Genomic DNA, 23,396 nt, shown 5'->3' with positions numbered 1-23,396 from the left:
ATCTCCGCTATGGGCCCACGAGATGGGGACGCTTATTGCGCGGTGCGACCAAGCTGCTCCACCACGGCCAGCCATAGTGCTACGGTCTCTGCCGACGCGGTCCTGTCGGTCGCTTCGGGACGCACGGCTGTATGCACCATCACCAGCTTGGTTCCAGGATCCACAAAGATCATCTGGCCGCGGATGCCGAGCAAGACGAACCGGCGCGCAGCGCCGGGCAGTAGCCAGACCTGATAGCCATAGCCGTAATACTTCGTGGCCACACCGGGTGCGAGATGGACGTCGGTTGATCTCACCGTCGTCGCATCGATCAGCCATTGGCGTGGGATGACCTCGCGCCCATTCCACACGCCGTCATGCGCAAGCAGGCGTCCAAAACGGGCGTAGTCGCGCAACACGGCGTTAAAGCAGCAAAAGGTCACCTCTTGGCCGGTTCCGTCGATCGCCCACGAGGCATCGGCTTCGGTGCCGATCCGCCGCCATATCTTCTCACTGAGATAATCCGCGACTGGAGTGCCGGTCACAGAGCGCAGGATGAGGCCGAGGATCTCGGTCTCGGCACTGGCGTAGTGCCATCGCGTATCTGGCGGCGCGACGCGGGTATTGAACTGTGCGATGCTGACCACGGGGGACTTGCCGGGCCGGCCGAACAGATCGCGCCCGAGGCGGGCAATATCGTCCTGCCCATCGTACCGCTCTTCGAAGTTGACGCCGGAGGACATGTGCAACAGCGCACGGATCGGTGTCTTGCCGTACTCGGTCCCTGCGAGAGCGGTGACATAGGTCGCAGCGTCGTCGTCGATCGATCTGATGGCACCCTCGGCCGTAGCGATGCCGATCAGCATCGCGGTGATGGTCTTCGCCATCGACTGGGAGAGAAAGCGATCGCGGTCCGATCGCGCGTATTGATAATGTTCGTACAGAATCGTGTCGTCCCTGGCGATCAGCAGTCCGGTCGTCGGCTGCCGGGCGAGATAGTCCGCGATCGTGCGGCGCTCACCCTCGAAGCTGTAGTAGATCTCGGGCTCGGCGGCGCGCTGAAACGACCAGGATGTGGCTGCACGTGCAACGATGCGCGCCGGTGTCAGTTCGTCAAAATGACTATAGGTCGCTACGAGATGCCGCATCTCAGCGCCGGTGGACAAGGTGCCAAGGGGATATCCCTCGTCAGCGCCGTAAGCGGCCGCATCATGACCGGTGTTCGACAAAACCGGTCCGGCAGCGGTACGCTTGGCGGTTTCTTGCGCACTTGTGATGCCGAAGGTCGCGAGCATGACCACCGCGAGGATCCAAACCCGCCCTGTTGCCCAGTTCATCGCCGCCTCCGCGTGCTGCGCAAACAACCAGGCTGCATTGGCGCAGCCCTTCCATCAAGAGCACGACTTCCAGGATTGGTCAAAACACCCGCCGGCGAGGACCGCCTTTTCGCGTCGGTCTGGCGCTGGACGCATCAGGTCATGCTGCCCGGTATGAAACAGCGAACACGGGGATGGCCGTCGATATAGTGCTTCCAGACCATCGTCCGTCCGGCGAGGTTGGGTTGCGTGATGAGAGCGCCGTCTGGCACCAGGACCCACTCTCCATCGATGCGAACGCGATAGCGCCCGTGATCAGACTCCCAATCCGGTTCGGAGACCACGTAGGCGTCGGAATCCTCGCAGCATTTCCCGAATTCGCTCTCCAGGCTCTCGAACCAGGGTTTCAGCGGGGAATTCGCGTAGCGGCCGTCGTCTCGCGCGAGCGCTGCGGTCGCGAACAGCAGCAGACAGATCGGAAACGTCGCCTGCCTCGTCGCCAGCATTGTCTTCGCCTCCGCGATCTGGTCTCGGCTCAATGAAGGACCTCGAGGTCATCGAGCGGCCTTGAAGTGGCGTTAATCGATCTCACGCCTGTTCAGTCAGCGGCACAGAGCGCAGCGCCAGTCGCCTCGATGGGCAAGCCAGGAGGCGTCAAGCCAACGGTAGTTGGTTCTCGAATGCCAAACGTGGCCTGCACCATTTTTGGAGTTTTCGAGCGCGGAGTGAGGACCGCAATCTGATGGGGAGAAGCGGGCATGCCAGCCAGCATGAGCTGCGGTGTAGCCGAGCTCTCCTCAACATAGGCCGATCCCATTACCGCTACCTGGTGCGGGGAGATCGGGAAGCCCATGAGCTCAAAGGTCGGAGGGTTCAAGCTGCACGCCTCGGCTTTATTGGTCCATGCGCCTGCGATGGCGGCGACGGCAATGGTGATCAAAAGTAGATTTTTCATGATGACCTCCTGAATAGCGGAGACATTCGCACCACGACTTCCAAATTGACGTGGTTCAATTCGCCGGCCCTTCATGGGGCCGCACGCAGCATCTGACCGACCGTCAATCAGGGAAACGGGGGACTCCATGCAAGGCCCTGGGAAATTTGCCCGACGCCGCCCCAAACGGTATCGAGCGGCGGCCGGATGCTGTAATCTGCGGAAAGCAGTGCGGGCCCTTCGCCATGCGGAAGATGAGGATCCTTCGGCGCCGGCCGGTCATCGATCTCAAATGGTCGCTATTGAGGCAAGTAGCGGCCGTCGCGCTACTCTGTTTTCTTGGCGGAGCGGCGATCTCCGTCTACCGAGCAGCAGACGAGACGTTGAAGACCAATCAGGCTGTCGGCGATGCCGTTGGCAAATATCTGGAAGTACCGATTCTAGTCCAGCGCGACCGGCGGACTCTCTTCGGAACACGCCTTGATCTGCAAAAGCGCTTTCGTTTCATGGATGGCTTTCTGGACCAGGCGATGAGCCCGGGTCAGTGCGTACAGTTCAAGGAAGTTGGGAAGGATGTCATCTCCAGCTGTCTGGGGTTTCAGACTCAGGTGGGCGCGGCACCGGCATGGTTTTCCGCCGTCTATCAGTGGGCGGTCGGCAGCCGTATGACTTACAGCCGTCCCGTCGCCCAGCAGGGTCCCGTACTTGGCACGATCGTCGTCAGCTCGGATCCATCAGTCGTGACAGCGCGTGCCTGGTCCGATATCTCGCGAATGCTCGGCCTCTCCGCCGCAACGATCAGCGCTCTTGGCATCCTCGTGTATTTTGTCGTCGAGCGCGCGCTGCGGCCGACGAGAGATGTCGTTAGCGGCCTCAACAGGTTGGCTGCGGGTGATCTGAAGTGCCGTCTCCCGCCATTTCGACTTGCCGAGCTTCAAAGAATACGCGGCGTCTTCAATGAGCTGGCGAACACTCTGGAAGTCGCGACCTCCGAGCGCGCCGAGTTTGCACGACGTCTCGTGGAAGCCCGTGAGCAGGAACGGCGTCACCTCGCAAGGGTGCTTCACGACGAGCTGGCCCAGAGCCTCAGTGCCATGAGCGCGACGGCGGCTTCGATCAAGGTCACCGCCTCGACTGATTGTCCGTCTCTCGTTGCCGAGGCTCAGGCCCTGACAGAAACCGCTGGCAATATCATGAAGGGGCTTCGCAGGACCGTGCAGGAGCTCAGGCTGCAGGAGATCGATGACGTCGGCCTGCTCACCAGCCTTGAGGGATTAATCGGCGATCATAATCGCCGCGGCTGCGGGAAGACCCGGTTCTTTCTCGAGACACACGGCGACCTCGACGCGCTCCCCCCGGCGATTACCGTTCACGTCTTCTATATCGTTCAAGAAGGTCTCACGAACGCGGCGAAGCACGCGCAGGCGGCCAACGTTCGTGCCGTGGTCCGCATCGACCTTGCCCAAGGCGATGCGTCACCGTCTAGCGATGGCTCGGTCGAGGCAACGGTTGAAGACGATGGTACTGGATTGGCGCATGAGATCAGGAGAGAGACTGGTTTTGGTCTCGGGTTGATCGGGATTCGCGAGAGAACGCTCGCGCTGGGCGGACAGATGAAAGTTGTGTCGAGGCCAGAGAAGGGCCTCATCCTCAGCGCCATAATTCCCGTCACCAACACCCTGGGCGCAGCGACATGACGCCGCGAAGTATCAGCGTCCTGCTTGTCGACGACCACGCGGTTGTGCGTGAAGGATACCGTCGGCTTCTTGAGAAGCATGAAGGCATTACGGTCGTAGCCGAGGCCGCCGACGCGGCGGGTGCCTACCAAGCCTATAAAAACAAAAGCCCCGATGTCGTGGTGATGGACGTTTCCCTGCCGGGTCGCGGCGGCATTGATGCCATTCGCCAGATACGCCAGTGGGACCCAGCAGCGCGCCTGCTCGTTTTCACCATGCATTTGAGCGCGACATTCGCGCTTCAGGCGTTCAGGGCCGGAGCTAAAGGCTTTGTCACGAAGAGCAGCCCGCCCGAGTTGCTCGTCAGCGCAGTACGCGACGCCGCGGCCGGCCGTGTTGCAATCTGCCCCGAGATCAGCGAAGCCCTCGCGAGGAGCCAACTGCTGGACGATGCAAGTGCGGTTGATACCTTGTCCCCACGTGAATTCGAGATCCTGCGCATGTTGCTTGCCGGCCGGTCGGCCGCGGAAATAGCAGCCGCGTTCAATCTCAGCCCGAAAACCGTCTCGAACTACCACTACGCCATCAAATCGAAGCTCAGCGTTTCTTCCGACGTTGAGCTTGTGCTCTTTGGGCTGCGAAGCGGGTTAGTAACGCGGGTCGAGGAGCGCGAGCAGGAGGGTGACCGCCGAGAATGAGCGATCGCGGAACGTGGACACGCTATTGCCCCGGATCGGCGAGGCCTGCCAAGCGGATCGACTCCAACTCATCCGCGTCGAACAATTTTGCGTCGAACAGGGTCCAGAACTCTTCCGAAACGCCATGGCCAAAGACCAGCACGTCGTCGGTATTGATTGTGACGAGAACGCCGGCATCGAACAACGTACGGATCGGATGAGCAGCCAGCGAATCGACCCTTCCCAGCATGACGTTCGATGTCGGGCAGATGTTCAGGCGGATCTTGTTGTCCGCAAGAAAACGCATGACCCGGGCAGAACCTGCCGCCGCAATCCCGTGTTGGACTTCATCAAGCTCAAGCTGTTCAACCGCGCGCCACACCGAGTCGGCGTCGCCCCATTCCCCAACATGCGCTTTCAGTCTTAGACCCGCTTCCTTGGCCATGCGGTAAAGTTGAGCGAGTTCGTCTCCCGAGAGATCAATCGTCCTGTAGACGCCAAGCTCCAGGAACGGCTCCAGCCATTTGATCAGGCTCGATATGTCGCAATGTCGAGACATCCCAAGTTGCGGGATCCATTCAATCTCAGGAGCTGCGCGGGCATGGATGCTAATAAGCTCGCGGGTCAGCTTTTCAGCGTTCCCATCGAACAATTTGATAGCCCAGACGTCCTCACCGACCTCCAGCCGCGAAACGCCATCATGTTGCGCCTGGACGAGCGTCGCCTCGAACGCGGTGAGGCGCCCTCTCGGACCATCGAAAAGCGGACCGATATGCTCGGCGACCCATTCATGCATTTGAGCCATCGAACTGAGGGGGCTATCGAGTGGCGCGATGTCATGTCCAATCATGCGGGCGATCCATGCCCGATTGCCGCCACCAAACGCATGGTTGTGCAAGTCGCTCTTCGGAAACGACCGGCGCGCCTCCAAATCGCCGGTCGTCAGCGCCTCTTGAAATGACGTCATGGTCACGGCGATCACGAGCACCATCGAGAGCACATTCTCATAGCGCCCTTCGATGCGGAGGGCTCTTCTGTGCAAGCCCTCGGTTGCAAAGCCCACCGCTTGTCGAGGGCAATGGCGCTGACGGTACTTTCGCGAACGGTCAGATCGATGCGCGTTGGACGTCACGAACTCTCGGCAGGCGGACGGGCAGATGTGTTACATATCGTAACATTTAGCGTCGTGGCGCGGCAAGCTCGTTTGACGGCGCTCGCGTCCTCTTCAGGGGCAGACCTATGGTGCTCAATGTCGGCATAGCCAAGATGCGAAGGCGACAGAAAGCACTGCCTTGAACCCCACCCCGGCCCGCGACGTCAAAGACCTGTTTTTTCCGGAATATCCACCGAAGCCCTGGGGCCGAGCAGATGAAATTTTGGACGACCGCGACGTTGCTGATCCTGATCGGGATCTCGGTGACTGCTTGCGCATTTGAGCATGAGCCTGACAACAAGCCGGCTTACGGCCAGGCGAACGGCAAGAAGTCCGTTCGGTGATCGTTGAAATGATCGGCGGCGGCTGCCCACCGATCTACTTTCCCGTGATGGATGCCGCCGTACCCGCGCAATAACGTTGCGTCATGCCGCGCCGCGCCCGCGACACGGCCTCCACTTACGTCGCCGCCTTCTTCTTCGCCTTCGGCTTGCTCGCCTTCGGCATCGGCGCCGGCTCTGGGCTACCTTCGATCGAGGACAGGCGGCCTGCGGTGAAGGTGTAGATGCCGGCGCGCGGACCGGTCGCCCAGGTGATTACGGCGACGCGCCTGCCGGCGGCATCGTTGGAGAGATTGACGTTACTCGGAGCGCCGATGCCGCGCACGACGTCACACTCGGTGTGACCGAGCGCGACCGTTCCGCCCGTCGGAGCGGACGCCGTGGTCGAGGCGTTGGCGTCAGCCGGCGCACCCGCGGGTGCCATGCCCGGGCAGGCGCCGTCGGCACTGACCAGATCCTCCGCCGTCACCGGCCTGTCCGGAGTCAGCGGCGGGGATTCGATTGAGATGTTTTTGATGAAGAGCCGGGCCGGCTTGTTGAACCATTCGGCATCCCTCGACATCATATCGGATGCGCTGGAGCAGCCCGCGATCAGCGGCGCAACCGCGCACAACGCCAGTAGAAGCGTCGGAGGAAGCTTTTGATGTCGCACGATAAACTCAAATCCCCGCGTTAAGGGCCAGCCCTAAACGATTGTCCCAACATCACTTTGCGGCACGAACGTGACGGAGGGCAGCATTACCCCAAAAGCCGCAAATTATCATTAATTGGATGCGAACGTTAATTCCTGCGCTGCCACCGGCCACGCTCGTCGGCCTGCCAATAGGTGACATCAAATCCGCGCGTCTTGCAATCCGTCCAGGCGCTGCGCGCCAGCGCGAGCGCATCCGGATCGTCGCCGTTGAACAGAAGCACCATGCGCTCATAGCGTTCCGAGTCCTGAGGCAAAGCCGCGTTGTCGATCAGAAAGCGGACATTGGCGCCGTTGGGATTGCCCTCCTCGACCGCCAGCACGACCGGCTGCTCGGCGGCGTCGTTCACGCGCCATGTCGCGTGCGGCAGGAAGGAATCGTCGCGATAGGTCCACAAGTGCGCGTCGAGTGCATCGGCGCGCTCCTCCGAGGTCGACTGCACCACGACGCGCCAGCCGCGCTCGAGTGATTTCTCGAGCAGCGGCGGCAAGACGTTCTCCACCGTCATGTTCTGTAGATGGTAGAACAGCACTTCAGTCATCTTGGGTCATTTGCGCTCGTAGTGGTCGGCGACCAGGCGGTCCAGCAGGCGGACACCATAGCCGGAACCCCAGCTCTGGTTGATGTCGGTCTTCGGCGCACCCATCGCGGTGCCGGCGATGTCCAGATGCGCCCAGGGCGTGCCGTCGACGAAGCGCTGGAGAAACTGCGCGGCGGTGATCGACCCGCCATGGCGGCCGCCGGTGTTCTTCATGTCGGCGAACTGAGAGTCGATCAACTTGTCGTATTCGGGCCCAAGCGGCATGCGCCAGACTTTTTCGCCGCTCTCGATGCCGGCCGTCAGGAGACGTTCGGCGAGTTCGTCATTGTTGGAGAACATGCCCGCATGCTCGGTGCCGAGAGCGACCATGATCGCGCCCGTGAGCGTTGCGAGATCCACCATGAATTTCGGCTTCACCCTCTTGGCAACGTACCAGAGCACGTCAGCCAGCACGAGGCGCCCTTCGGCATCGGTGTTGATGATCTCGATGGTCTGGCCCGACATCGAGGTGACGATGTCGCCGGGACGCTGCGCATTGCCGTCGGGCATGTTCTCGACGAGGCCGATAGCGCCGACCGCATTGACCTTGGCCTTGCGCGCCGCGAGCGCGTGCATCAGGCCGACGACGCAGGCCGCTCCGCCCATGTCGCCCTTCATGTCCTCCATGCTGCCGGCCGGCTTGATCGAGATGCCGCCGGTGTCGAAGCAGACGCCCTTGCCGACGAAAGCGACCGGCGCCTCGCCCTTCTTGCCGCCCTCCCAGCGCATGATCACGGTGCGGCTCGGCCGCGCCGAGCCCTGGCCGACGCCGAGCAGCGCGCCCATTCCGAGCTTTTGCATTGCCTTGACGTCGAGCACCTCGACCTTGACGCCGAGCTTGCGGAGCTGGCTCGCGCGCCGCGCGAACTCCTCGGGATAAAGTACGTTCGGCGGTTCATTGACGAGGTCGCGCGCGATGATCACGCCGTCGACGACATGGCCCGCCGGCGCGAAAGCCTTTTTCGCAGCCGTGAGGTCAGCGACGGCAAACGCGACGTCGGCTCGCAGGGTGCCGCCCTCCTCGCCGTCTTTCTTCTTCGTCTTGTAGCGATCGAATTTATAGGCGCGCAGCCGCAGGCCCGAGCCGATCGCGACCGCCTGCTCCGCAGTCATGGCGCCGTCGGGCAGTTCGGCCATGATGGTCATGGCGTTCGCGCCCGCTTTCAGCTTGCCGGCCGCCACGCCACCGAACTTCAGAAAATCGTTGAGCTTCAGGGCCGAAGCCTTGCCAGCCCCGATCACAATAAGCCGGTCGGCCTTCAGCCCCTCCGGTGCCAAAATGTCGAGCGCCGCGCCCGTTTTGCCCTTGAACTGGCTCGTGCCTGCTGCCCGCTTCACCATCTCCGCTGCCGATCCGAGCGCCTTGGCGGTCGCGGGACCGAATCGCAGGCCGTCGTCACAAAACGCCACCAGCGTGCCGCGCGGGACGGCGGAAAACGGAACGAAGCCGACCTTGACGGCGTCGGACATGGATAACTCCTCCAAAAGACGAGACTTTTGCCGCGTACCGCGCATCGCTGAGGATGCTGGCTGAACGGCGATTCACTGCTCCCGGACGTACTATGACCCGTCCGCACCTCGCATGCCAAGCGCCGCCCGTGGCCGGCCGGCCACAAGAAGGAAATATTAACCATATGATGAGGGTGCCACGGGGCAGCCATTTTGTTGACGGATCAAAGGGATGGTAGTGAGAGTGTGAACTGGTGAAAGACGTGGCAGAACGACCCTTGGGGACCCCTTTCGGGATGGGTCGGAATGTCCGGAGTTTGGGACCCAGAAGGGGCCTGGCGGGGATCGTGCGGTAGCGCATGGGGTCGATCGATAGGTATATTTTCCGCACGACGCTGGCGTCGTTTGCGCTGGTCCTGGTCAGCCTCACCGGCGTGATCTGGATTACGCAGGCGTTGCGCGGCATCGACCTGATGACCAGTCAGGGCCAGACCATCCTGACCTTTCTCGGCATCACCAGCCTGGTGATTCCGGCGCTGGTGCTGATCATCTCACCGATCGCGCTGATGATCGCGATCACGCACACGCTGAACAAGCTCGCGACCGATTCCGAGATCATCGTGATGAATGCCGCCGGCTTCTCGCCATTCCGGCTGTTCTATCCGTTCTTCTACGCTACTTGCGTGGTCGCGCTGCTGGTCGCCTTCATCGCCGCCTATCTCGCCCCCGACGGCATGCGGCGGATCAAGCAATGGGACGCCGAGATCACCGCCGACGTCCTCACCAACATCCTCCAGCCCGGCCGCTTCGCCCAGCTCGACCAGAACCTCACGATCCGGATTCGCGAGCGCCAGCCCGGCGGCATCATGGCCGGCATCTTCATCGACGACCGCCGCGATCCGAAGGAACGCAATTCGATCGTCGCCGAGCGCGGCACGGTGGTGAAGAGCGGCGGCGAGACCATTTTGGTGTTGGAGGACGGCAACCTGCAGCGCTTCGAGGCCGGCAAGCGCGATCCCGCGCTCGTTACCTTCGCTCGCCACGGCTTCGACATGTCGAAATTCTCCAACCAGGGACGCGACGTCACGCTCGGCATTCGCGAACGCTATCTCTGGGAGTTGGCCTCGCCGTCGGAGGATGATCCCGTCTACAAAGCCGTCCCCGGCCAATTCCGTTCGGCCCTGCACGACGGCATTCTCGCGCCGATCTATCCGTTCGCCTTCGCCGCTTTGACCTTTGCCTTCTTGGGCGCCCCCCGCACGACGCGCCAAAGCCGAAACTTCGCGATCGGCGGCACGATCCTGGCGGTCCTCAGCCTACGCATCGCGGGCTACGCCTGCTCCGTCATCGCAGTAAACTCGCCAACGGCAGAAGTCGTTCAATATGGGATGCTCGTCCTCGCCATTGGCCTCGGCGTCTGGATGATCGTCGGCGGCGTGGTGGTCGAAGCGCCGCCTGCGCTGCTGGAAGCCATCAACCGATCCAATGCGCGTATTGCGCGGCTGTTTCGACGTCCGGTCGCCGCATGAGCATGCTCACCAACACGCTTGGACGCTATTTCGCGGGCCGCTTCGTGATCAACGCGCTCGGCGTGTTTGCGAGCATTTTCCTGCTGCTGGTGCTGGTCGACTATATCGAGATGGTGCGCAAGACTTCCGGGCTTGCTTCCGCCTCCGCGGTCATGGTGGCCGAGACCTCGCTGTTCCGTGTGCCGCAGCTTCTGGAGAAGCTGACGCCGTTCTGCATGCTGATCGGCGCCATGACTTGCTACCTCGGTCTATCGCGGCGGCTGGAGCTCGTGGTGGCACGGGCCGCCGGCATTTCCGCCTGGCAGTTCATCTCGCCCGCGCTCGCCAGCTCGCTGCTGATCGGCGTGATCGCGACGGTCGCCTACAATCCGATGTCGGCGAACCTGCGCGAGCTCTCCAAGCGCATGGAAGCGGAGCTGTTCGGCTCGGCGCCCGGCGGCGGCATCCAGGACGCCTCCGGCTTCTGGCTCAACCAGGTCACCAACGAGGGCCAGGTCATCATCAACGCCGCGCGCAGCGAGCAGCAGGGCATCCGGCTGACCGGCCTGACACTGTTTCGGTTTGATACGGCCTATCACTTCAAGGAGCGCATCGAGGCGCGCGAGGCCACCCTGGAGGATGGCCGCTGGGTGTTCAGGACCGTGCGACGCTTTTCGCTCGACGCGCCCCCTGTCGATCAGGACCGCTTGGAGATTCCTACGACGCTGACCGAAGCGCAGGTTCGCAACAGCTTTTCCACACCCGAAACTGTGTCCTTTTGGCAACTACCGAGCTACATCCGTTCGTCGGAAAGCTCGGGCTTCGCGACAGCCGGATATCGACTCCAGTACCATAAGCTTCTGGCACAGCCATTTCTGCTTGCAGCGATGGTCATGCTGGCGGCTTCCGTATCGTTGCGCTTCTTCCGGATGGGCGGCGTGCAGAAGATGGTTTTGAGTGGCGTGGGCGCAGGCTTTCTGCTCTACGTGCTGTCCAAAGTTACTGAGGATTTGAGCAAGGCTGAGTTGATGCATCCGATCGCTGCGGCGTGGTTGCCCGTTGTGGTGGGCGGCCTCACCGGCTTTTTGGCCTTGCTCTATCAGGAGGACGGATAGTGACTGCCGTCCACCGAGAGCCTGTGTCCCGTTTGACGCGACGCACCCTGGTGCGTGCGAACGGACGTGGCTTGCCTGCTGGTCGCCTCCTGCTCCCCTTCCTTGCCGCGCTCGCGCTTGGCGGATTGCTCGATCTTGCCGCGACCGCGCCTGCGGCTGCGCAGAGCTTCACCTACAACCCGCTGCCGCCGCGTCCGAAGCCGCCGAAGGCCCCGAACGACAACCAGATGCTCGTGCAGGCGACCGAGGTCGATTACGACTACAACAACTCGCGCGTCTCGGCGGTCGGCAACGTCCAGCTGTTCTACAACGGCACCAGCGTCGAGGCCGACAAGGTCATCTACGACCAGAAGACCAAGCGCCTCCATGCCGAAGGCAACATCCGCATGACGGATGCCGACGGAAAGATCACCTATGCCGAGATCATGGACCTCTCGGACGACTACCGCGACGGCTTCGTCGATTCGCTGCGCGTGGACACCGCCGACCAGACCCGCATGGCCGCGAGCCGCGCCGACCGCTCCAGCGGCAATTACACGGTGTTCGAGAACGGCGTCTACACCGCCTGCGCGCCGTGCAAGGACGATCCGAAGAAGCCGCCGCTGTGGCAGGTCAAGGGTGCCCGCATCATCCACGACCAGCAGGAGAAGATGCTGTACTTCGAGACGGCGCAGCTCGAGTTCTTCGGCGTGCCGCTCGCCTACATACCGTATTTCTCGACGCCCGACCCGACGGTGAAGCGCAAGACCGGCTTCCTGATGCCGGGCTTCACCTCATACACGGCGTTCGGCTACGGCGTCGAAGTCCCGTTCTACTGGGCGATCGCGCCCGATATGGACGCGACCTTCAATCCGCGCATTACGTCCAAGCAGGGCGTGCTGTTCCAGGCCGAATTCCGCCAACGCCTGATGGACGGCGCCTACCAGATCCGCGTCTACGGCATCGACCAGCTTAACCCCAGCAATTTCGCCGGGCTGCCGGGCGACCGCCAGTTCCGCGGCGGCGTCGAGACCAAGGGCCAGTTCGCGCTGAACGACAAATGGGTCTGGGGCTGGGACGGCGTCCTGCTCTCCGACTACTACTTCATGTCGGATTACCGCCTGTCGCAGTACCGCGATCCCTTCACGTCGTTCCTGAGCCTGCCGACGGAAGCGATCTCGCAGCTCTATCTGACGGGGGTGGGCAACCGCAGCTACTTCGACGCGCGGACGATGTATTTCCTGAGCTTCTCGGGCAACCAGCAGCAGGTCCCGGTCGTTTACCCCGTGATCGACTACTCGAACGTGCTCAACTATCCGATCTTCGGCGGCGAGGTCTCCTACAAGACGAATTTCGTCAACCTGACACGTAACGACGCGGTGTTCGACCCGATCACCACGACCGCGAACACCAACGGCCTCTGCACGACCACTTCGGCCGATACCGCCGCGCGCACGCCCTCGCAATGTCTGTTGCGCGGCTTCCCCGGCACCTACACGCGCCTGACGGCTGAAGCGCAGTGGCGGAAATCCTTCACCGATCCCCTCGGTGAAATCTGGACCCCGTTCGCCATCCTGCGTGCGGATGCGATCAACTCCTCGGTCTCCAACCAGCCGGGCGTGTCGAACTACCTGCCGGTCGGCGACACCCAGGCGTTTCGCTTGATGCCGACGGTCGGCCTCGAGTACCGCTATCCCTTCATCAACGTGCAGCCATGGGGTTCGACGGTCATCGAGCCGATCGCACAGGTCATCATCCGGCCGAACGAGACCTATGCCGGCAAGCTTCCCAACGAGGACGCGCAGAGCATGGTGTTCGACGCGAGCAATCTGTTCAGCGTCGACAAGTTCTCGGGCTACGACCGCGTCGAGGGCGGCGGCCGCGCCAATGTGGGCGTCCAGGCAACCACCCAGTTCGACAAGGGCGGCGCCGTCAAGGTGCTGTTCGGACAGTCCTACCAGCTGTTCGGCATGAACTCCTTCGCCGTGCAGGATACCACCAATACTGGCCTCGATTCAGGTCTCGACAAGCCGCGATCCGACTATGTCGCGAGCGTCGGCTATTCACCGAACCGGACCTACACGTTTAGCGTCCGCGGCCGGTTCGACGAGCAGACCTGGAACGTCCAGCGCTTCGAGGCTGAAGGCCGCGCCAATTTCGACCGCTGGTCGGTCAGCATGATCTACGGCAATTATGCGCCGCAGCCGGAGCTCGGCTACCTGACCCGTCGCGAGGGCATCCTCACCTCCGCCTCGGTGAAGGTCGCGGCCAACTGGGTGGTCCAGGGCTCGGCGCGCTGGGACCTCGAGGCCAACAAGATCAATCAATACGTGGTCGGCGCCGGCTACGTCGACGATTGCTTCGTGCTGGCGGCTAACTATGTAACGTCCTATAGCTACTCGGCGGGCAGCACCCCGCCTGTTCTGAGCCACGCGTTCATGTTCCAGATCGGCCTGCGAACGCTGGCAAACTCCTCGGGAACCAGCAGCTCCGCCGGCATGCAGTAGGCCGATTTGACTTTGCGGGGCTTGTTCTGATCGCAAGCATGCGAGCGACGACATCCATGACGACCCCTCTTATGACGACCTCTTTGCGAGTCCATCGCCTTCTCCTCATCGCGTTCGGCACGGCCCTCCTCCTGATCGGCGGCGCAGCCCCGTCGAAGGCGCAGACCGTCGTCGTCATGGTCAATGGCGAGCCCATCACCGATTTCGACATCGAGCAGCGAAGCAAGCTCGACCTGCTGTCGACCCAGAAGACACCGAGCCGGCAGGAGGTCATCAACGAGTTGATCGACGAGAAGGTGAAGATCAAGGAGGGCAAGAAATACGGCGTCGAGCCTACCGCCTCCGATATCGACCAGTCCTACGCCGGCATGGCGCAGAACATGCGGGTATCGACGGACCAGCTCTCGAAATCCCTCGAGGTCAAGGGCGTGAGGCCGGAGACGTTGAAGAGCCGCATGCGCGCAGAAATGGTCTGGACCAGCCTCGTTCGCGGCCGCTTCAAGGAACGGCTTCAGGTCGGCGAGCGCGATGTCGCAGCCGCCGTGCAGGCGCAGAACGGCGAGAAGCTGCAGGTCGAGGGATTCGAATACAAGATGCAGCCGATCGTCCTGATCGTACCCCGCGGCTCGTCGCAGGCCGCGACCGAGGCGCGGCACAAGGAAGCCGAATTGTACCGGGGCCGTATCACGAGCTGCGATGAAGCCAATTCGCTGTTCCGCTCGACGCCCAATGCGGCGATCCGGGACAGCGTCACCAAGACCACCGCTGATCTGCCCGAGGCGCTTCGCAAGGTGCTCGACGACACGCCGGTCGGCCATCTCACCCCGCCGGAGGTCACCAAGCAGGGCATCGAGATGGTCGTGCTGTGCGCGCGCAATCCGACCATGATCGACACGCCGAAGCGGCGCGAGATCCGCGAGAAGATGTACAAGGAGAAGTACGAGAAGACCTCGAAGTCGTATCTGGCGGAAATCCGCAAAGCGGCGATGATCGAATATCGTTGATGGCAAGGCCCCTCGCGCTGACCCTGGGCGAGCCTGCCGGCATCGGCCCCGACATCACGGTCGCGGCCTGGCTGCGCCGCAACGAACTCGACCTGCCCGCCTTCTATTTGCTCGGCGATGACGCGCTGATCGCGCGCCGCGCCAAGGCGCTCGGCGCCGATATCAAGATCGCGCGCGTGCGTGCCGAGGAAGCGATCGCCGCCTTCCCCGACGCCCTTCCGGTGGTTGCGACCGGAGAAATCGCAACAGCCGAACCGGGTCGGCCCGACGAGAGCAGTGCGCCCGCAGCGCTCGCCTCGATCCGCCAGGCCGTCGCCGACGTCCGCGAAGGCCGCGCCGGCGCCGTCGTCACCAACCCGATCGCCAAGAGCGTGCTCTACCGCGCGGGCTTCCGCCATCCCGGCCACACCGAATTTCTCGCCGAGCTCGCCGAACAGGACGGGCACGTGCCGCAGCCGGTGATGATGCTATGGTCGCCGCGACTTGCGGTGGTGCCGGTGACCATTCACCTTTCGCTGCGCGATGCGCTGGCGCAGCTCTCGCGCGACCTGATCGTCTCGACGGTGCGCATCGTCGCAGCCGAGCTGAAATCCCGTTTCGGCATCGACCGGCCACGCATCGCGATCTCCGGTCTCAACCCGCATGCGGGCGAGGACGGCTCGCTCGGCCACGAGGAGCAGACCATCGTCACGCCGGCGATCAAGATCCTGCGCAACGACGGCATCGAAGCCCGAGGCCCCCTGCCCGCCGACACCATGTTCCATGACGCCGCGCGCAAGACCTATGACTGCGCGGTCTGCATGTATCACGACCAGGCGCTGATCCCGATCAAGACGCTGGCCTTCGATGACGCGGTCAACGTCACGCTCGGCCTGCCCTTCATCCGGACATCGCCGGACCACGGCACGGCGTTCGACATCGCAGGCACCGGCAGGGCCAATCCCGCAAGCCTGATCGCAGCGCTGCAGCTCGCAAGCCGCATGGCCGCGCAACCGGCATGAGCGCGATCGACGACCTTCCGCCGCTTCGCGAGGTCATTCGCCAGCATTCGCTATCGGCCCGCAAGTCGCTGGGCCAGAACTTCCTCCTCGATCTCAACCTGACGGCACGCATCGCGCGCGCCGCCGCGCCGCTCGAGAATTCGACGATCATCGAGATCGGTCCGGGCCCCGGCGGATTGACGCGCGCGCTGCTCGCGCTCGGTGCTGCGCGCGTCATCGCGATCGAGCATGACGAGCGCGCGATTCCCGCCTTGCATGATATTTCGGCACGCTATCCGGGGCGGCTCGAGATCGTGCATGGCGATGCGATGACCTTCGATCCGAGGCCCCTGCTCGGCGGCGCCAAGGCAAAGATCGTCGCCAACCTGCCCTACAACATCGCGACACAGCTCCTCATCGGCTGGCTCACCAGCGAGCCGTGGCCGCCCTGGTACGGGATGATGGTGCTGATGTTCCAGCGCGAGGTCGCCGAGCGCATCGTGGCGCGTGAGAACGAGGAAGCCTATGGCCGGCTCGGCGTGCTCGCCAACTGGCGCGCCGAGACCAAGATCCTGTTCGACATCTCGCCCTCCGCCTTCGTGCCGCCGCCGAAGGTCACCTCCTCGGTCGTGCGCCTCGTGCCGCGCGCGGCGCCTCTGCCCTGCGACCGCCGCCTTCTTGAACAGGTCGCGGCCGCCGCCTTCGGCCAGCGCCGCAAGATGCTGCGCCAGAGCCTTAAATCGCTTCAGGCCGATCCGGCTCGCCTCGCCGCGGCCGCCGGCGTCGATGCGACACGGCGCGCCGAGACCATTCCGGTGGCAGGCTTTGTTGCCATGGCGTCTGAATTGGCCGATATACGAAGCCAAGCCTGAACTACAAAAAAATTTCGGAGGAAGGAAAATGGCATTGATGCGTCGGCAGTCCCTGGTCAAGTTCGATGCACCGCTGTGCGAGACCATCATCGACACGCCCAGGCCGCAAGGACGCGAAGTGCTGGTGCGCATCGAGCGCTGCGGCCTGTGCCATTCCGACCTGCACATCCAGGACGGCTATGCCGATCTTGGCGGCGGCAAGAAGCTCGACACCACGCGCGGCATGACGCTGCCATTCACGCTCGGCCACGAGATCGCCGGCGTCGTGGAGGAAGTCGGCGGCGATGTGCCGGCCGACCTCATCGGCGCCATGAAGGCGGTGTTCCCGTGGATCGGCTGCGGCCAGTGCCGCGACTGCGCCAATGGCGATGAAAATCTATGCGCCAAGCAGCGCTTTCTCGGCGTCTCCATCGACGGCGGCTTTGCCAGCCACGTGCTGGTGCCCGATGCAAAATACCTGCTCGACTACGATCCCCTGCCGGTCAACCAGGCTGCGACATTGATGTGCTCGGGCGTCACGGCCTACGGCGCGCTCAAGCGCCTCGTCGACCGTCCGCGCCAGCGCAATCTGCTGCTGATTGGTCTCGGCGGCGTCGGCATGATGGGCTTGTCGTTCGCGCAGGCCATGTTCAAGCAGCCGATTGCGGTGGCCGATCTCAGCCCGGCGGCGCGCGAAACTGCGCTGAAGAACGGCGCGGCGGTCGCCTACGATCCGGCCGAGCCCGAGGTTATCAGGCGCATCCTGAAGGAGACCGACGGGGGCTTCGACGAGGTCGTCGATTTCGCCGGCAACGAGAAGTCGATGGCGTTTGCGGTCGCGGTCGCAGCGCGCGGCGGCAAGATCGTGGTGTCGGGCCTGATGGGCGGCCAGTTCACGCTGCCGATGGTGCAATGGGTGTACAAGCGCATGACGATCGAGGGCTTCATGGTCGGCACGCTTGCGGAGGCCCACGAGTTGATGACGCTTGCGCGCGCCGGCAAGATCAAGCCGACACCGATGCAGGAAGAGCCGATGGCCGACGTCCAGAAATGGATCGACAGCTTGCGCGCCGGCAAGGTCGTCGGCCGTATCGTGCTGAAGAACTGAACCGCGACGGCCCCGCGACCATCGTCCGCGCCGCGTTCAGCTCGTTCGTCCCTGGCGGCCCATGAAGAGGCCATAGAGGAAGAGCAGGATCACCGCGCCGACGATGGCGCCAATGAAGCCTGCGGATTCGCCGGCCCGGTACCAGCCCACCGACTGGCCCAGAAAGGTCGCGACGAACGCGCCGACGATTCCCAGGATCGTGGTGAGGACGAAGCCCTTCGGCTCATTGCCGCCCGGCATGATGAATTTAGCAATCACCCCGACGATAAAGCCGATGATGATAGTCCAGAGGATCCCCATCTCACTGCTCCTGTCATGAGCCGGCACGCGGCAAGCGGCATCCTGGGAGACATCACCCGGTAGCGCCCTTGACATAGATCAACATAGGCCGGCGTTCTCGGGCGGCCCTGACTGCACAAGACCGACATCAGGTCGCGCGAGGGAGGTCGGCATGGCCATGCTGGGCGAGATCACGCACACCACCACCTACAAATATGCAAAGCCTGTTACGTTCGGGACGCATCGGGCGATGTTCCTGCCGAGGCGCGGTGCATCTGCCCGCCTGCTTGGCTGGTCGGCTAAAACCAATCCAACCTCGAAGATCCACTGGGTTACCGATTCACGCTCCAACACCGTTACGGTGATGGAGTTCGCAGAGCCGGCCAGCGAGCTGACGTTCACCTTCCAGGTCCGCGGCGTGTTCTTCGGCATCAAGGGCATCGAGTCGTTTCCGCTGGCCTCGCGCGCGGACGAGATTCCCGTGCAATATTCGCCGGACGAATGGACCGATCTTGCCGGCTACCTGCGCCCCCATGCCGACGACCCCGACGGCAGCCTTGCGGCATGGACCAAGAGCTTCGTCGCCGGCGACCAGGACCAGACGGTCGACGTGCTGCGCCGGATCCTGCGCACGTTCCGTGAAAGCTTCAACTACCGTTCCCGGGACACCGAGGGCACCCAGTCGCCGGGCGAAACCCTGCGTACCAAATCCGGGACCTGCCGCGACTATGCCTGGTTGATGATCGAGGTGCTGCGCCGTCTCGGCCTCGCCTCGCGCTTCGTGAGCGGCTATCTGTACGATCAGGCACTCGATGGCGGCGCTGTCGGCATGACCGGCTCCGGCGCCACGCACGCCTGGGTCCAGGTATTTCTGCCAGGCGCCGGATGGCTGGATTACGACCCGACCAACCAGATCAATGCCGGCTTCGATCTCATTCCGGTCGCGGTCGCGCGGCATCCGGGCCAGGCCATTCCGTTGGAGGGATCATGGTTCGGGGATGCAGGAGACTACAAGGGCATGTCGGTCAGGGTCGCCGTCCACAAGATCGGCGAGATCCGCGATCCGTCCGAGGGCTGACGGGGTCCGAACGGATCAGTCGTCGGACCGTGGTGCGCTTCTCGGAAGCATCAGCCGCACATAGGTCCCTGCCCCCGGCTCGCTGTCCAGCCTGATGCGGCCGCCAAGGCGTTCGGTGACGACGCCATGGACGACGTGCAGTCCGAGCCCCGTCGCCCCGTGCTGACGTCGCGTGGTGAAGAACGGATCGAAAGCGGAGAGCTTGACGTCCGGCGGCATTCCGCAACCGTCGTCGGACACGACGAACTCGACATGATCGTCACCCGCAGATCTCAGATCGACACGGATCCGACCTCCGCCCCCATCCGGCCACGCATGGGTCATGGCGTTCATGACCAGATGGGTCAGCACCTGTCCGAAGGGACCGGGATAGCTGTCCATTTCGAGACCTCGCGCGAGCCGGAGATCGAGCGCGATGCCGCGGCGATGGCATTCGCGATCGAGATGCGAGAGCAATTGTTCCGACAACTCGGAAGCGTCGAAGCGGCGCAGCATCGACTGGCCCGGATCGAGCGCGACCTGCTTGAAGGACTGGATGCGCTCCGCCGCGCGCGACAGGTTGGCGATGAGTTGCACGGACGCATCGCCGGCGAGGTTGATGAACTCGTTGAGGCTCGAGCGTCGCACCTTGCCACCCGCAACCTCCACGGCGAAAGCTTCCGACTTGTGCTGAAGCGTCGAGGCGATCGTCAGGCTGCTGCCCACGGGGCCGTTGATCTCATGCGCCACGCCGGCAACCATCCGTCCGAGTGCAGCCAGCTTCTCGGCCTCGACCAGCGTCTCCTGGGTCTCCCGCAAATGACGCAGCGCGGTTTCGGCGGCGTCCCTTGTCTTGCGCAATTCCGCCTCGGCGCGCTTGCGTTCGGTGATTTCCTCGGCCGCGACGTTGACGGCGATGATCTCTCCGCTCGGCGCGCGCAGCGGATGCCAATACGTCATCCAGTAACGCTCCTCGGCCTGATCGGCGCGCTGGCCCGTAACTTCGATACCGACAACCGGTTCTCCGGTTTCCATGATCGAGCGGACGATCTCTGCGACGGAATCCGCCAAGGCAGGAACGCAATCCCGCACGAAGCGGCCGAGATGGTTCTCCACCGAGATGCCGCAGATCTCGGTGAGGCGCTGGTTGATTTGCAGATAGCGGCAATCAGGAGAGAGGCAGGCCAGTCCAATCGGTGCCGTGTCGTAGATCGATTTCAGGGCGGGCTGCTCGGGAAACAGCAGCACCTCGGATGCGAGCGCAGATTTTGACGCCTGTACCATGACCGCCTCGACATTGTTTTCGTTGTTCGGGTCGCATCCTCTTCTGGGGCAAGCTCTTCGCGCCGTGCTGGTGCCGGAACGACAACGCATCGCCGGCTTCGGCAAATCCGGGCGATATCATGCAATTTCTGCGAAAATGGGACTGCCGCCGAGCAGCGTCAGTGTGCCGCCCCATCCCTGCCCGTCAGCCTCGCCAGCTCGCGCGCCGTCTCCAGGATCATGTCGATCCGCTGCTGCAAGCGCTGCTGCAAATCGGGGATGTTGACCTTGTCGGTAACACGGTAGGCGTTGCCGATGCGCTCCACGTAACCCTGCTTGATCATCTCCTCGAGACGCCGCAGCACGGTTGCGCGTGGCAGCTTCAGCGCGGCCGCAACCATGCTCGCCCGCACCGGCGAGCACATCGCGGTGCGCAGGAACAGGTAGATGCCGATCGTGCGGAAGGTGGCGCTATCGTTCTGCCTGACGAAGTCGGCGCCGTAATCGTCGTTGAGGCTACGGATCAGGCCGAGATAGAGCCGGCTCAGCAGCATCCGCTCCCGCGCCATCGCGATGCGGGCCGGCGGCTGGACGGTGTCGAGCAGGACGAACTCCTCGCCCGCAACCGACCACTTTTCGGCTGAACTGCTCTTGTCGGAATGATCCTGGAAAAGGGCCATGGCCATGATCCATCAAACGACACCCGCAACCCGAGTTTATCGCCTTCGCGACACAGTCGGATAGGCATATTTGCGCCGGGGAACCCCGAACTTCGCGATCGTGATACCGGTCGGCTGGACGCCCTTGGCGACGCGGACCTAGAACAAACAATTGTCCCGACGGGGATATTGTTCATTTTCGCGGCGGAACGAACGCAGCGCAGGCCCGATTTAAGCCTCATCCTCTCCGGATTTGCGGCTCATTGCCACCCAACTCTTTGACGAGAAAGGGGACAGTGACGTGTTGCGTAAGGCGTAGCCGGGAGACCAGGATGGGCAACCGAACCGCGAAATTCATATCCGCTCTGTTTGCGAGCGTACTCGCCGGGATACCGTTGAGTGCGGAATCGCAAAACGCGGCGAACGCCCCGGCCGCAACAGACGCGCAGAATACCACCCAAAATTCGTCGAACGCCGCGGACGATTGTCTTCGCGCTCCGAAGCGCACAGCGCCTGAGGGGCAGCATTGGTACTTCCGCGTCGAACGCGGCACCAAGCGGCAGTGCTGGTATCTGCGCGAGGAAGGCGCGAAAACCGCCCAGTCAACCCAAGGCGCGCAGGCGAAGCAGGCCGCTCCGGCGACTCAAAGCACACCAGCGATGCAGGACGCGGCGGCGACGCAGGGCGCGCCGGCGACGCAGGGCGCGCCGGCGACGTCACCCGTGCAGAAGGCGGACAAACCTGCGCTGCGCTCGGTGCAGGACGCGCACGCCGAACTCACGACACAGAGCCCCGCGCCCGACACGACCGGATCGATCCCCGCACCAACCGTCCCTGGCACTCCGCCCGCAGCGCTTCAGCGTCCGGTCACGGTGGCCGACGCCGGTGCAAGCCAACCGACCGTCGATGCGCGCTGGCCCGACCCGAACGTCTCGCCCTCTCCCGCCCCGCAAGCCGCGCCCGCGCCCGAACTCGCCGATGCGCGGCCTACGCCCAAACCGCAGGCTTCGCCCTCCGCCGGCGCCATGACGCTCGCCTCCGCCGATGCCCCGGCCGAAAAGCCGACCGGCTCGCTCCAGATGCTGCTGCTCGTCGTCGGCGGCGCGCTGGCGCTCGCCGGCATCACCGGCAGCGTCATCTATCGCTTCGCCGGCTCGCGCGCGCGCGTCCCGGGTGAAGGTGGGCGGCGGCGCGTCAACTGGGACCATCGGGAGATCACACAGGACGAAAAGAGCCGCGCGCCGTGGATCGATGCGGCCGCAACTGCCGCCCCGCGCGCCCAGCGACCGCGCACCGTCGATTTCGGTTCTGCATTGGCAACGGCAGCCAAGGCCAACGGCGCGGTGACGCCCCATGTGAATCACCGCCTCGTCGAAGATGAAATGAGCCAGCCCGAAGACCTGGACCATGAGAGCTTCGACTTGGATCACGAGCACTTGGACCACGAGCACGACCACGAGGATCTAGACCACAAGGATCTGGACGCCGCATCGGCCACGGAAGCAGCCGAGCCACATCTCGCGACCGCGGATGACAGCAACAACCGCGACGCCGAAGCGGTCGACATCGACGCGATCACTGCGATCCTGGAACGGCTGGCGAAGGAAGGCCCGCGGCTGGCGCCCTCTAGCCCTGAAGCTGGCTTTGCAGATTTCTCACAAAACCGACGAGGCCAATCCGCCGCTCGCGCTTGAGGCGCTCGGCTTTCAGGATCGACTGCACCTCGGCGAAGGCCTCATCGACGTCATGGTTGATGACGATGTAGTCGTACTCGGCCCAGTGGCTCATCTCGTGGCTGGCGCGGCTCATCCGCTTGCGGATCACCTCATCGGAATCCTGGGCGCGGGAATGCAGGCGCTTCTCGAGATCGCCGGCGGACGGCGGCAGGATGAAGACGCTGACGACGTCGGCGCGCGCCTTCTCACGCAATTGCTGCGTGCCCTGCCAGTCGATGTCGAACAGCACGTCCTGCCCTGCCGACAGCGCCGCCTCGACCGGGGCACGCGGCGTGCCGTAGCGGTTGTCGAATACGGTCGCCCATTCCAGCAGCTCGTCGTCCTTCACCATCGCCTCGAAGCGCGGCTTGTCGACGAACAGGTAGTCGCGGCCGTCGACCTCGCCGGGCCGCTTCGCGCGCGTCGTCGCGGAGACCGACATCTTCAGCCCCGGCATCCGCTCGATCAACAGGCGCGACAGCGTCGTCTTGCCCGCGCCGGAGGGTGAGGACAGCACAAACATCAGTCCGCGCCGCTCGACACCATCAGTTCCGTGACCGGTCGTCGTCATCGA

At 63.5% G+C, this 23,396-nt stretch carries 23 protein-coding genes; 12 read left to right on the top strand and 11 right to left on the bottom strand.

Features of this window, described 5'->3' with window-relative positions; translation table 11 throughout:
* Positions 1 to 32: 32 nt before the first annotated feature.
* From ACV1FX_RS20510 to ACV1FX_RS20500, 3 genes are all read right to left on the bottom strand, one after another.
* On the bottom strand, positions 33 to 1,316 hold the full coding sequence (locus ACV1FX_RS20510) for a serine hydrolase domain-containing protein (RefSeq protein WP_473119363.1): 1,284 nt from the start codon (positions 1,314 to 1,316) through the stop codon (positions 33 to 35).
* A 134-nt stretch (positions 1,317 to 1,450) separates the two neighbouring features.
* Entirely contained in the window at positions 1,451 to 1,801 is a 351-nt protein-coding gene (locus ACV1FX_RS20505; RefSeq protein ID WP_473119362.1) for a hypothetical protein, read from the bottom strand.
* A 92-nt stretch (positions 1,802 to 1,893) separates the two neighbouring features.
* Positions 1,894 to 2,250 (bottom strand): hypothetical protein, encoded by a 357-nt coding sequence (locus tag ACV1FX_RS20500; protein WP_473119361.1) that lies wholly within the window; start codon positions 2,248 to 2,250, stop codon positions 1,894 to 1,896.
* 362 nt (positions 2,251 to 2,612) lie between these two features.
* On the opposite strand from ACV1FX_RS20500, the gene ACV1FX_RS20495 reads away from it, so the two are divergent.
* Positions 2,613 to 3,926: a sensor histidine kinase gene (locus tag ACV1FX_RS20495; RefSeq protein ID WP_473119360.1), complete on the top strand. Its 1,314-nt coding sequence runs from the start codon at positions 2,613 to 2,615 to the stop codon at positions 3,924 to 3,926.
* Positions 3,923 to 4,603, top strand: coding sequence for a response regulator (locus ACV1FX_RS20490; protein WP_473119359.1), 681 nt, complete (start codon positions 3,923 to 3,925; stop codon positions 4,601 to 4,603). Before ACV1FX_RS20495 ends, ACV1FX_RS20490 begins: the two co-directional genes overlap by 4 nt.
* 22 nt (positions 4,604 to 4,625) lie before the next feature.
* Here ACV1FX_RS20490 and ACV1FX_RS20485 read toward each other — a convergent pair whose 3' ends face one another.
* The gene (locus ACV1FX_RS20485) at positions 4,626 to 5,573 is read right to left on the bottom strand and encodes an amidohydrolase family protein (RefSeq protein ID WP_473119358.1); all 948 of its coding nucleotides are present in this window, start codon (positions 5,571 to 5,573) and stop codon (positions 4,626 to 4,628) included.
* A gap of 377 nt (positions 5,574 to 5,950) precedes the next feature.
* On the opposite strand from ACV1FX_RS20485, the gene ACV1FX_RS20480 reads away from it, so the two are divergent.
* Entirely contained in the window at positions 5,951 to 6,079 is a 129-nt protein-coding gene (locus ACV1FX_RS20480) for a hypothetical protein (protein ID WP_473119357.1), read from the top strand.
* 115 nt (positions 6,080 to 6,194) lie between these two features.
* On the opposite strand, the gene ACV1FX_RS20475 is transcribed toward ACV1FX_RS20480, so the two are convergent.
* From ACV1FX_RS20475 to ACV1FX_RS20465, 3 genes are all read right to left on the bottom strand, one after another.
* On the bottom strand, positions 6,195 to 6,689 hold the full coding sequence (locus ACV1FX_RS20475) for a hypothetical protein (protein ID WP_473119418.1): 495 nt from the start codon (positions 6,687 to 6,689) through the stop codon (positions 6,195 to 6,197).
* Between the two features lie 167 nt (positions 6,690 to 6,856).
* The gene (locus ACV1FX_RS20470) at positions 6,857 to 7,309 is read right to left on the bottom strand and encodes a DNA polymerase III subunit chi (RefSeq protein WP_473119356.1); all 453 of its coding nucleotides are present in this window, start codon (positions 7,307 to 7,309) and stop codon (positions 6,857 to 6,859) included.
* A 6-nt stretch (positions 7,310 to 7,315) separates the two neighbouring features.
* Positions 7,316 to 8,818: a leucyl aminopeptidase gene (locus tag ACV1FX_RS20465; RefSeq protein ID WP_473119355.1), complete on the bottom strand. Its 1,503-nt coding sequence runs from the start codon at positions 8,816 to 8,818 to the stop codon at positions 7,316 to 7,318.
* A gap of 338 nt (positions 8,819 to 9,156) precedes the next feature.
* Between ACV1FX_RS20465 and lptF the strand changes: the two genes are divergently transcribed.
* Genes lptF through ACV1FX_RS20430 form a run of 7 tightly spaced genes read left to right on the top strand, consistent with a single transcriptional unit; the run spans position 9,157 to position 17,849 of the window.
* Entirely contained in the window at positions 9,157 to 10,326 is a 1,170-nt protein-coding gene (gene lptF, locus ACV1FX_RS20460; RefSeq protein WP_473119354.1) for an LPS export ABC transporter permease LptF, read from the top strand.
* Positions 10,323 to 11,420: an LPS export ABC transporter permease LptG gene (gene lptG, locus ACV1FX_RS20455; protein ID WP_473119353.1), complete on the top strand. Its 1,098-nt coding sequence runs from the start codon at positions 10,323 to 10,325 to the stop codon at positions 11,418 to 11,420. The genes lptF and lptG overlap by 4 nt, the downstream gene beginning before the upstream one ends.
* Positions 11,420 to 13,906: an LPS-assembly protein LptD gene (locus ACV1FX_RS20450; protein WP_473119352.1), complete on the top strand. Its 2,487-nt coding sequence runs from the start codon at positions 11,420 to 11,422 to the stop codon at positions 13,904 to 13,906. The genes lptG and ACV1FX_RS20450 overlap by 1 nt, the downstream gene beginning before the upstream one ends.
* Before the next feature lie 56 nt (positions 13,907 to 13,962).
* Complete coding sequence (locus ACV1FX_RS20445) at positions 13,963 to 14,910, top strand: SurA N-terminal domain-containing protein (protein ID WP_473119351.1); 948 nt, start codon at positions 13,963 to 13,965, stop codon at positions 14,908 to 14,910.
* On the top strand, positions 14,910 to 15,911 hold the full coding sequence (gene pdxA / locus ACV1FX_RS20440) for a 4-hydroxythreonine-4-phosphate dehydrogenase PdxA (RefSeq protein WP_473119350.1): 1,002 nt from the start codon (positions 14,910 to 14,912) through the stop codon (positions 15,909 to 15,911). Before ACV1FX_RS20445 ends, pdxA begins: the two co-directional genes overlap by 1 nt.
* A complete protein-coding gene (gene rsmA, locus ACV1FX_RS20435; protein WP_473119349.1) occupies positions 15,908 to 16,762 on the top strand; it encodes a 16S rRNA (adenine(1518)-N(6)/adenine(1519)-N(6))-dimethyltransferase RsmA in 855 nt (284 codons plus the stop codon). The genes pdxA and rsmA overlap by 4 nt, the downstream gene beginning before the upstream one ends.
* A gap of 28 nt (positions 16,763 to 16,790) precedes the next feature.
* Positions 16,791 to 17,849, top strand: coding sequence for an alcohol dehydrogenase (locus tag ACV1FX_RS20430; protein ID WP_473119348.1), 1,059 nt, complete (start codon positions 16,791 to 16,793; stop codon positions 17,847 to 17,849).
* A gap of 36 nt (positions 17,850 to 17,885) precedes the next feature.
* On the opposite strand, the gene ACV1FX_RS20425 is transcribed toward ACV1FX_RS20430, so the two are convergent.
* Positions 17,886 to 18,149, bottom strand: coding sequence for a GlsB/YeaQ/YmgE family stress response membrane protein (locus tag ACV1FX_RS20425; RefSeq protein ID WP_473119347.1), 264 nt, complete (start codon positions 18,147 to 18,149; stop codon positions 17,886 to 17,888).
* A 151-nt stretch (positions 18,150 to 18,300) separates the two neighbouring features.
* On the opposite strand from ACV1FX_RS20425, the gene ACV1FX_RS20420 reads away from it, so the two are divergent.
* Positions 18,301 to 19,206: a transglutaminase family protein gene (locus tag ACV1FX_RS20420; protein WP_473119346.1), complete on the top strand. Its 906-nt coding sequence runs from the start codon at positions 18,301 to 18,303 to the stop codon at positions 19,204 to 19,206.
* A 15-nt stretch (positions 19,207 to 19,221) separates the two neighbouring features.
* On the opposite strand, the gene ACV1FX_RS20415 is transcribed toward ACV1FX_RS20420, so the two are convergent.
* Both ACV1FX_RS20415 and ACV1FX_RS20410 read right to left on the bottom strand, forming a co-directional pair.
* Positions 19,222 to 20,469 carry a sensor histidine kinase gene (locus ACV1FX_RS20415; protein ID WP_473119345.1) on the bottom strand — a complete coding sequence of 416 codons (1,248 nt, stop codon included), beginning with the start codon at positions 20,467 to 20,469 and terminating at the stop codon, positions 19,222 to 19,224.
* 158 nt (positions 20,470 to 20,627) lie between these two features.
* Positions 20,628 to 21,128, bottom strand: coding sequence for a helix-turn-helix domain-containing protein (locus tag ACV1FX_RS20410; RefSeq protein ID WP_473119344.1), 501 nt, complete (start codon positions 21,126 to 21,128; stop codon positions 20,628 to 20,630).
* A 374-nt stretch (positions 21,129 to 21,502) separates the two neighbouring features.
* On the opposite strand from ACV1FX_RS20410, the gene ACV1FX_RS20405 reads away from it, so the two are divergent.
* Positions 21,503 to 22,801, top strand: a complete 1,299-nt coding sequence (locus tag ACV1FX_RS20405) for a hypothetical protein (RefSeq protein WP_473119343.1) — start codon at positions 21,503 to 21,505, stop codon at positions 22,799 to 22,801.
* Here ACV1FX_RS20405 and gmk read toward each other — a convergent pair.
* Positions 22,734 to 23,393, bottom strand: a complete 660-nt coding sequence (gmk, locus tag ACV1FX_RS20400) for a guanylate kinase (RefSeq protein ID WP_473119342.1) — start codon at positions 23,391 to 23,393, stop codon at positions 22,734 to 22,736. The genes ACV1FX_RS20405 and gmk overlap by 68 nt on opposite strands.
* Positions 23,394 to 23,396: the final 3 nt, after the last annotated feature.

The organism is Bradyrhizobium ingae (assembly GCF_055791185.1).
The sequence above is the reverse complement of the archived record's forward strand: the minus strand, read 5'-3'. Positions and strand labels throughout refer to the sequence as shown.

What these genes read in the sequence shown, in the direction of transcription:
- ACV1FX_RS20510 (WP_473119363.1), bottom strand. Translation starts at nt 1,316, where the DNA reads ATGAACTGGGCAACAGGGCGGGTTTGGATCCTCGCGGTGGTCATGCTC.
- ACV1FX_RS20505 (WP_473119362.1), bottom strand. Translation starts at nt 1,801, where the DNA reads ATGCTGGCGACGAGGCAGGCGACGTTTCCGATCTGTCTGCTGCTGTTC.
- ACV1FX_RS20500 (WP_473119361.1), bottom strand. Translation starts at nt 2,250, where the DNA reads ATGAAAAATCTACTTTTGATCACCATTGCCGTCGCCGCCATCGCAGGC.
- ACV1FX_RS20490 (WP_473119359.1), top strand. Translation starts at nt 3,923, where the DNA reads ATGACGCCGCGAAGTATCAGCGTCCTGCTTGTCGACGACCACGCGGTT.
- ACV1FX_RS20485 (WP_473119358.1), bottom strand. Translation starts at nt 5,573, where the DNA reads ATGGTGCTCGTGATCGCCGTGACCATGACGTCATTTCAAGAGGCGCTG.
- ACV1FX_RS20480 (WP_473119357.1), top strand. Translation starts at nt 5,951, where the DNA reads ATGAAATTTTGGACGACCGCGACGTTGCTGATCCTGATCGGGATCTCG.
- ACV1FX_RS20470 (WP_473119356.1), bottom strand. Translation starts at nt 7,309, where the DNA reads ATGACTGAAGTGCTGTTCTACCATCTACAGAACATGACGGTGGAGAAC.
- ACV1FX_RS20465 (WP_473119355.1), bottom strand. Translation starts at nt 8,818, where the DNA reads ATGTCCGACGCCGTCAAGGTCGGCTTCGTTCCGTTTTCCGCCGTCCCG.
- lptF (WP_473119354.1), top strand. Translation starts at nt 9,157, where the DNA reads ATGGGGTCGATCGATAGGTATATTTTCCGCACGACGCTGGCGTCGTTT.
- lptG (WP_473119353.1), top strand. Translation starts at nt 10,323, where the DNA reads ATGAGCATGCTCACCAACACGCTTGGACGCTATTTCGCGGGCCGCTTC.
- ACV1FX_RS20445 (WP_473119351.1), top strand. Translation starts at nt 13,963, where the DNA reads ATGACGACCCCTCTTATGACGACCTCTTTGCGAGTCCATCGCCTTCTC.
- pdxA (WP_473119350.1), top strand. Translation starts at nt 14,910, where the DNA reads ATGGCAAGGCCCCTCGCGCTGACCCTGGGCGAGCCTGCCGGCATCGGC.
- rsmA (WP_473119349.1), top strand. Translation starts at nt 15,908, where the DNA reads ATGAGCGCGATCGACGACCTTCCGCCGCTTCGCGAGGTCATTCGCCAG.
- ACV1FX_RS20430 (WP_473119348.1), top strand. Translation starts at nt 16,791, where the DNA reads ATGGCATTGATGCGTCGGCAGTCCCTGGTCAAGTTCGATGCACCGCTG.
- ACV1FX_RS20425 (WP_473119347.1), bottom strand. Translation starts at nt 18,149, where the DNA reads ATGGGGATCCTCTGGACTATCATCATCGGCTTTATCGTCGGGGTGATT.
- ACV1FX_RS20420 (WP_473119346.1), top strand. Translation starts at nt 18,301, where the DNA reads ATGGCCATGCTGGGCGAGATCACGCACACCACCACCTACAAATATGCA.
- ACV1FX_RS20415 (WP_473119345.1), bottom strand. Translation starts at nt 20,469, where the DNA reads ATGGTACAGGCGTCAAAATCTGCGCTCGCATCCGAGGTGCTGCTGTTT.
- ACV1FX_RS20410 (WP_473119344.1), bottom strand. Translation starts at nt 21,128, where the DNA reads ATGGCCCTTTTCCAGGATCATTCCGACAAGAGCAGTTCAGCCGAAAAG.
- gmk (WP_473119342.1), bottom strand. Translation starts at nt 23,393, where the DNA reads ATGACGACGACCGGTCACGGAACTGATGGTGTCGAGCGGCGCGGACTG.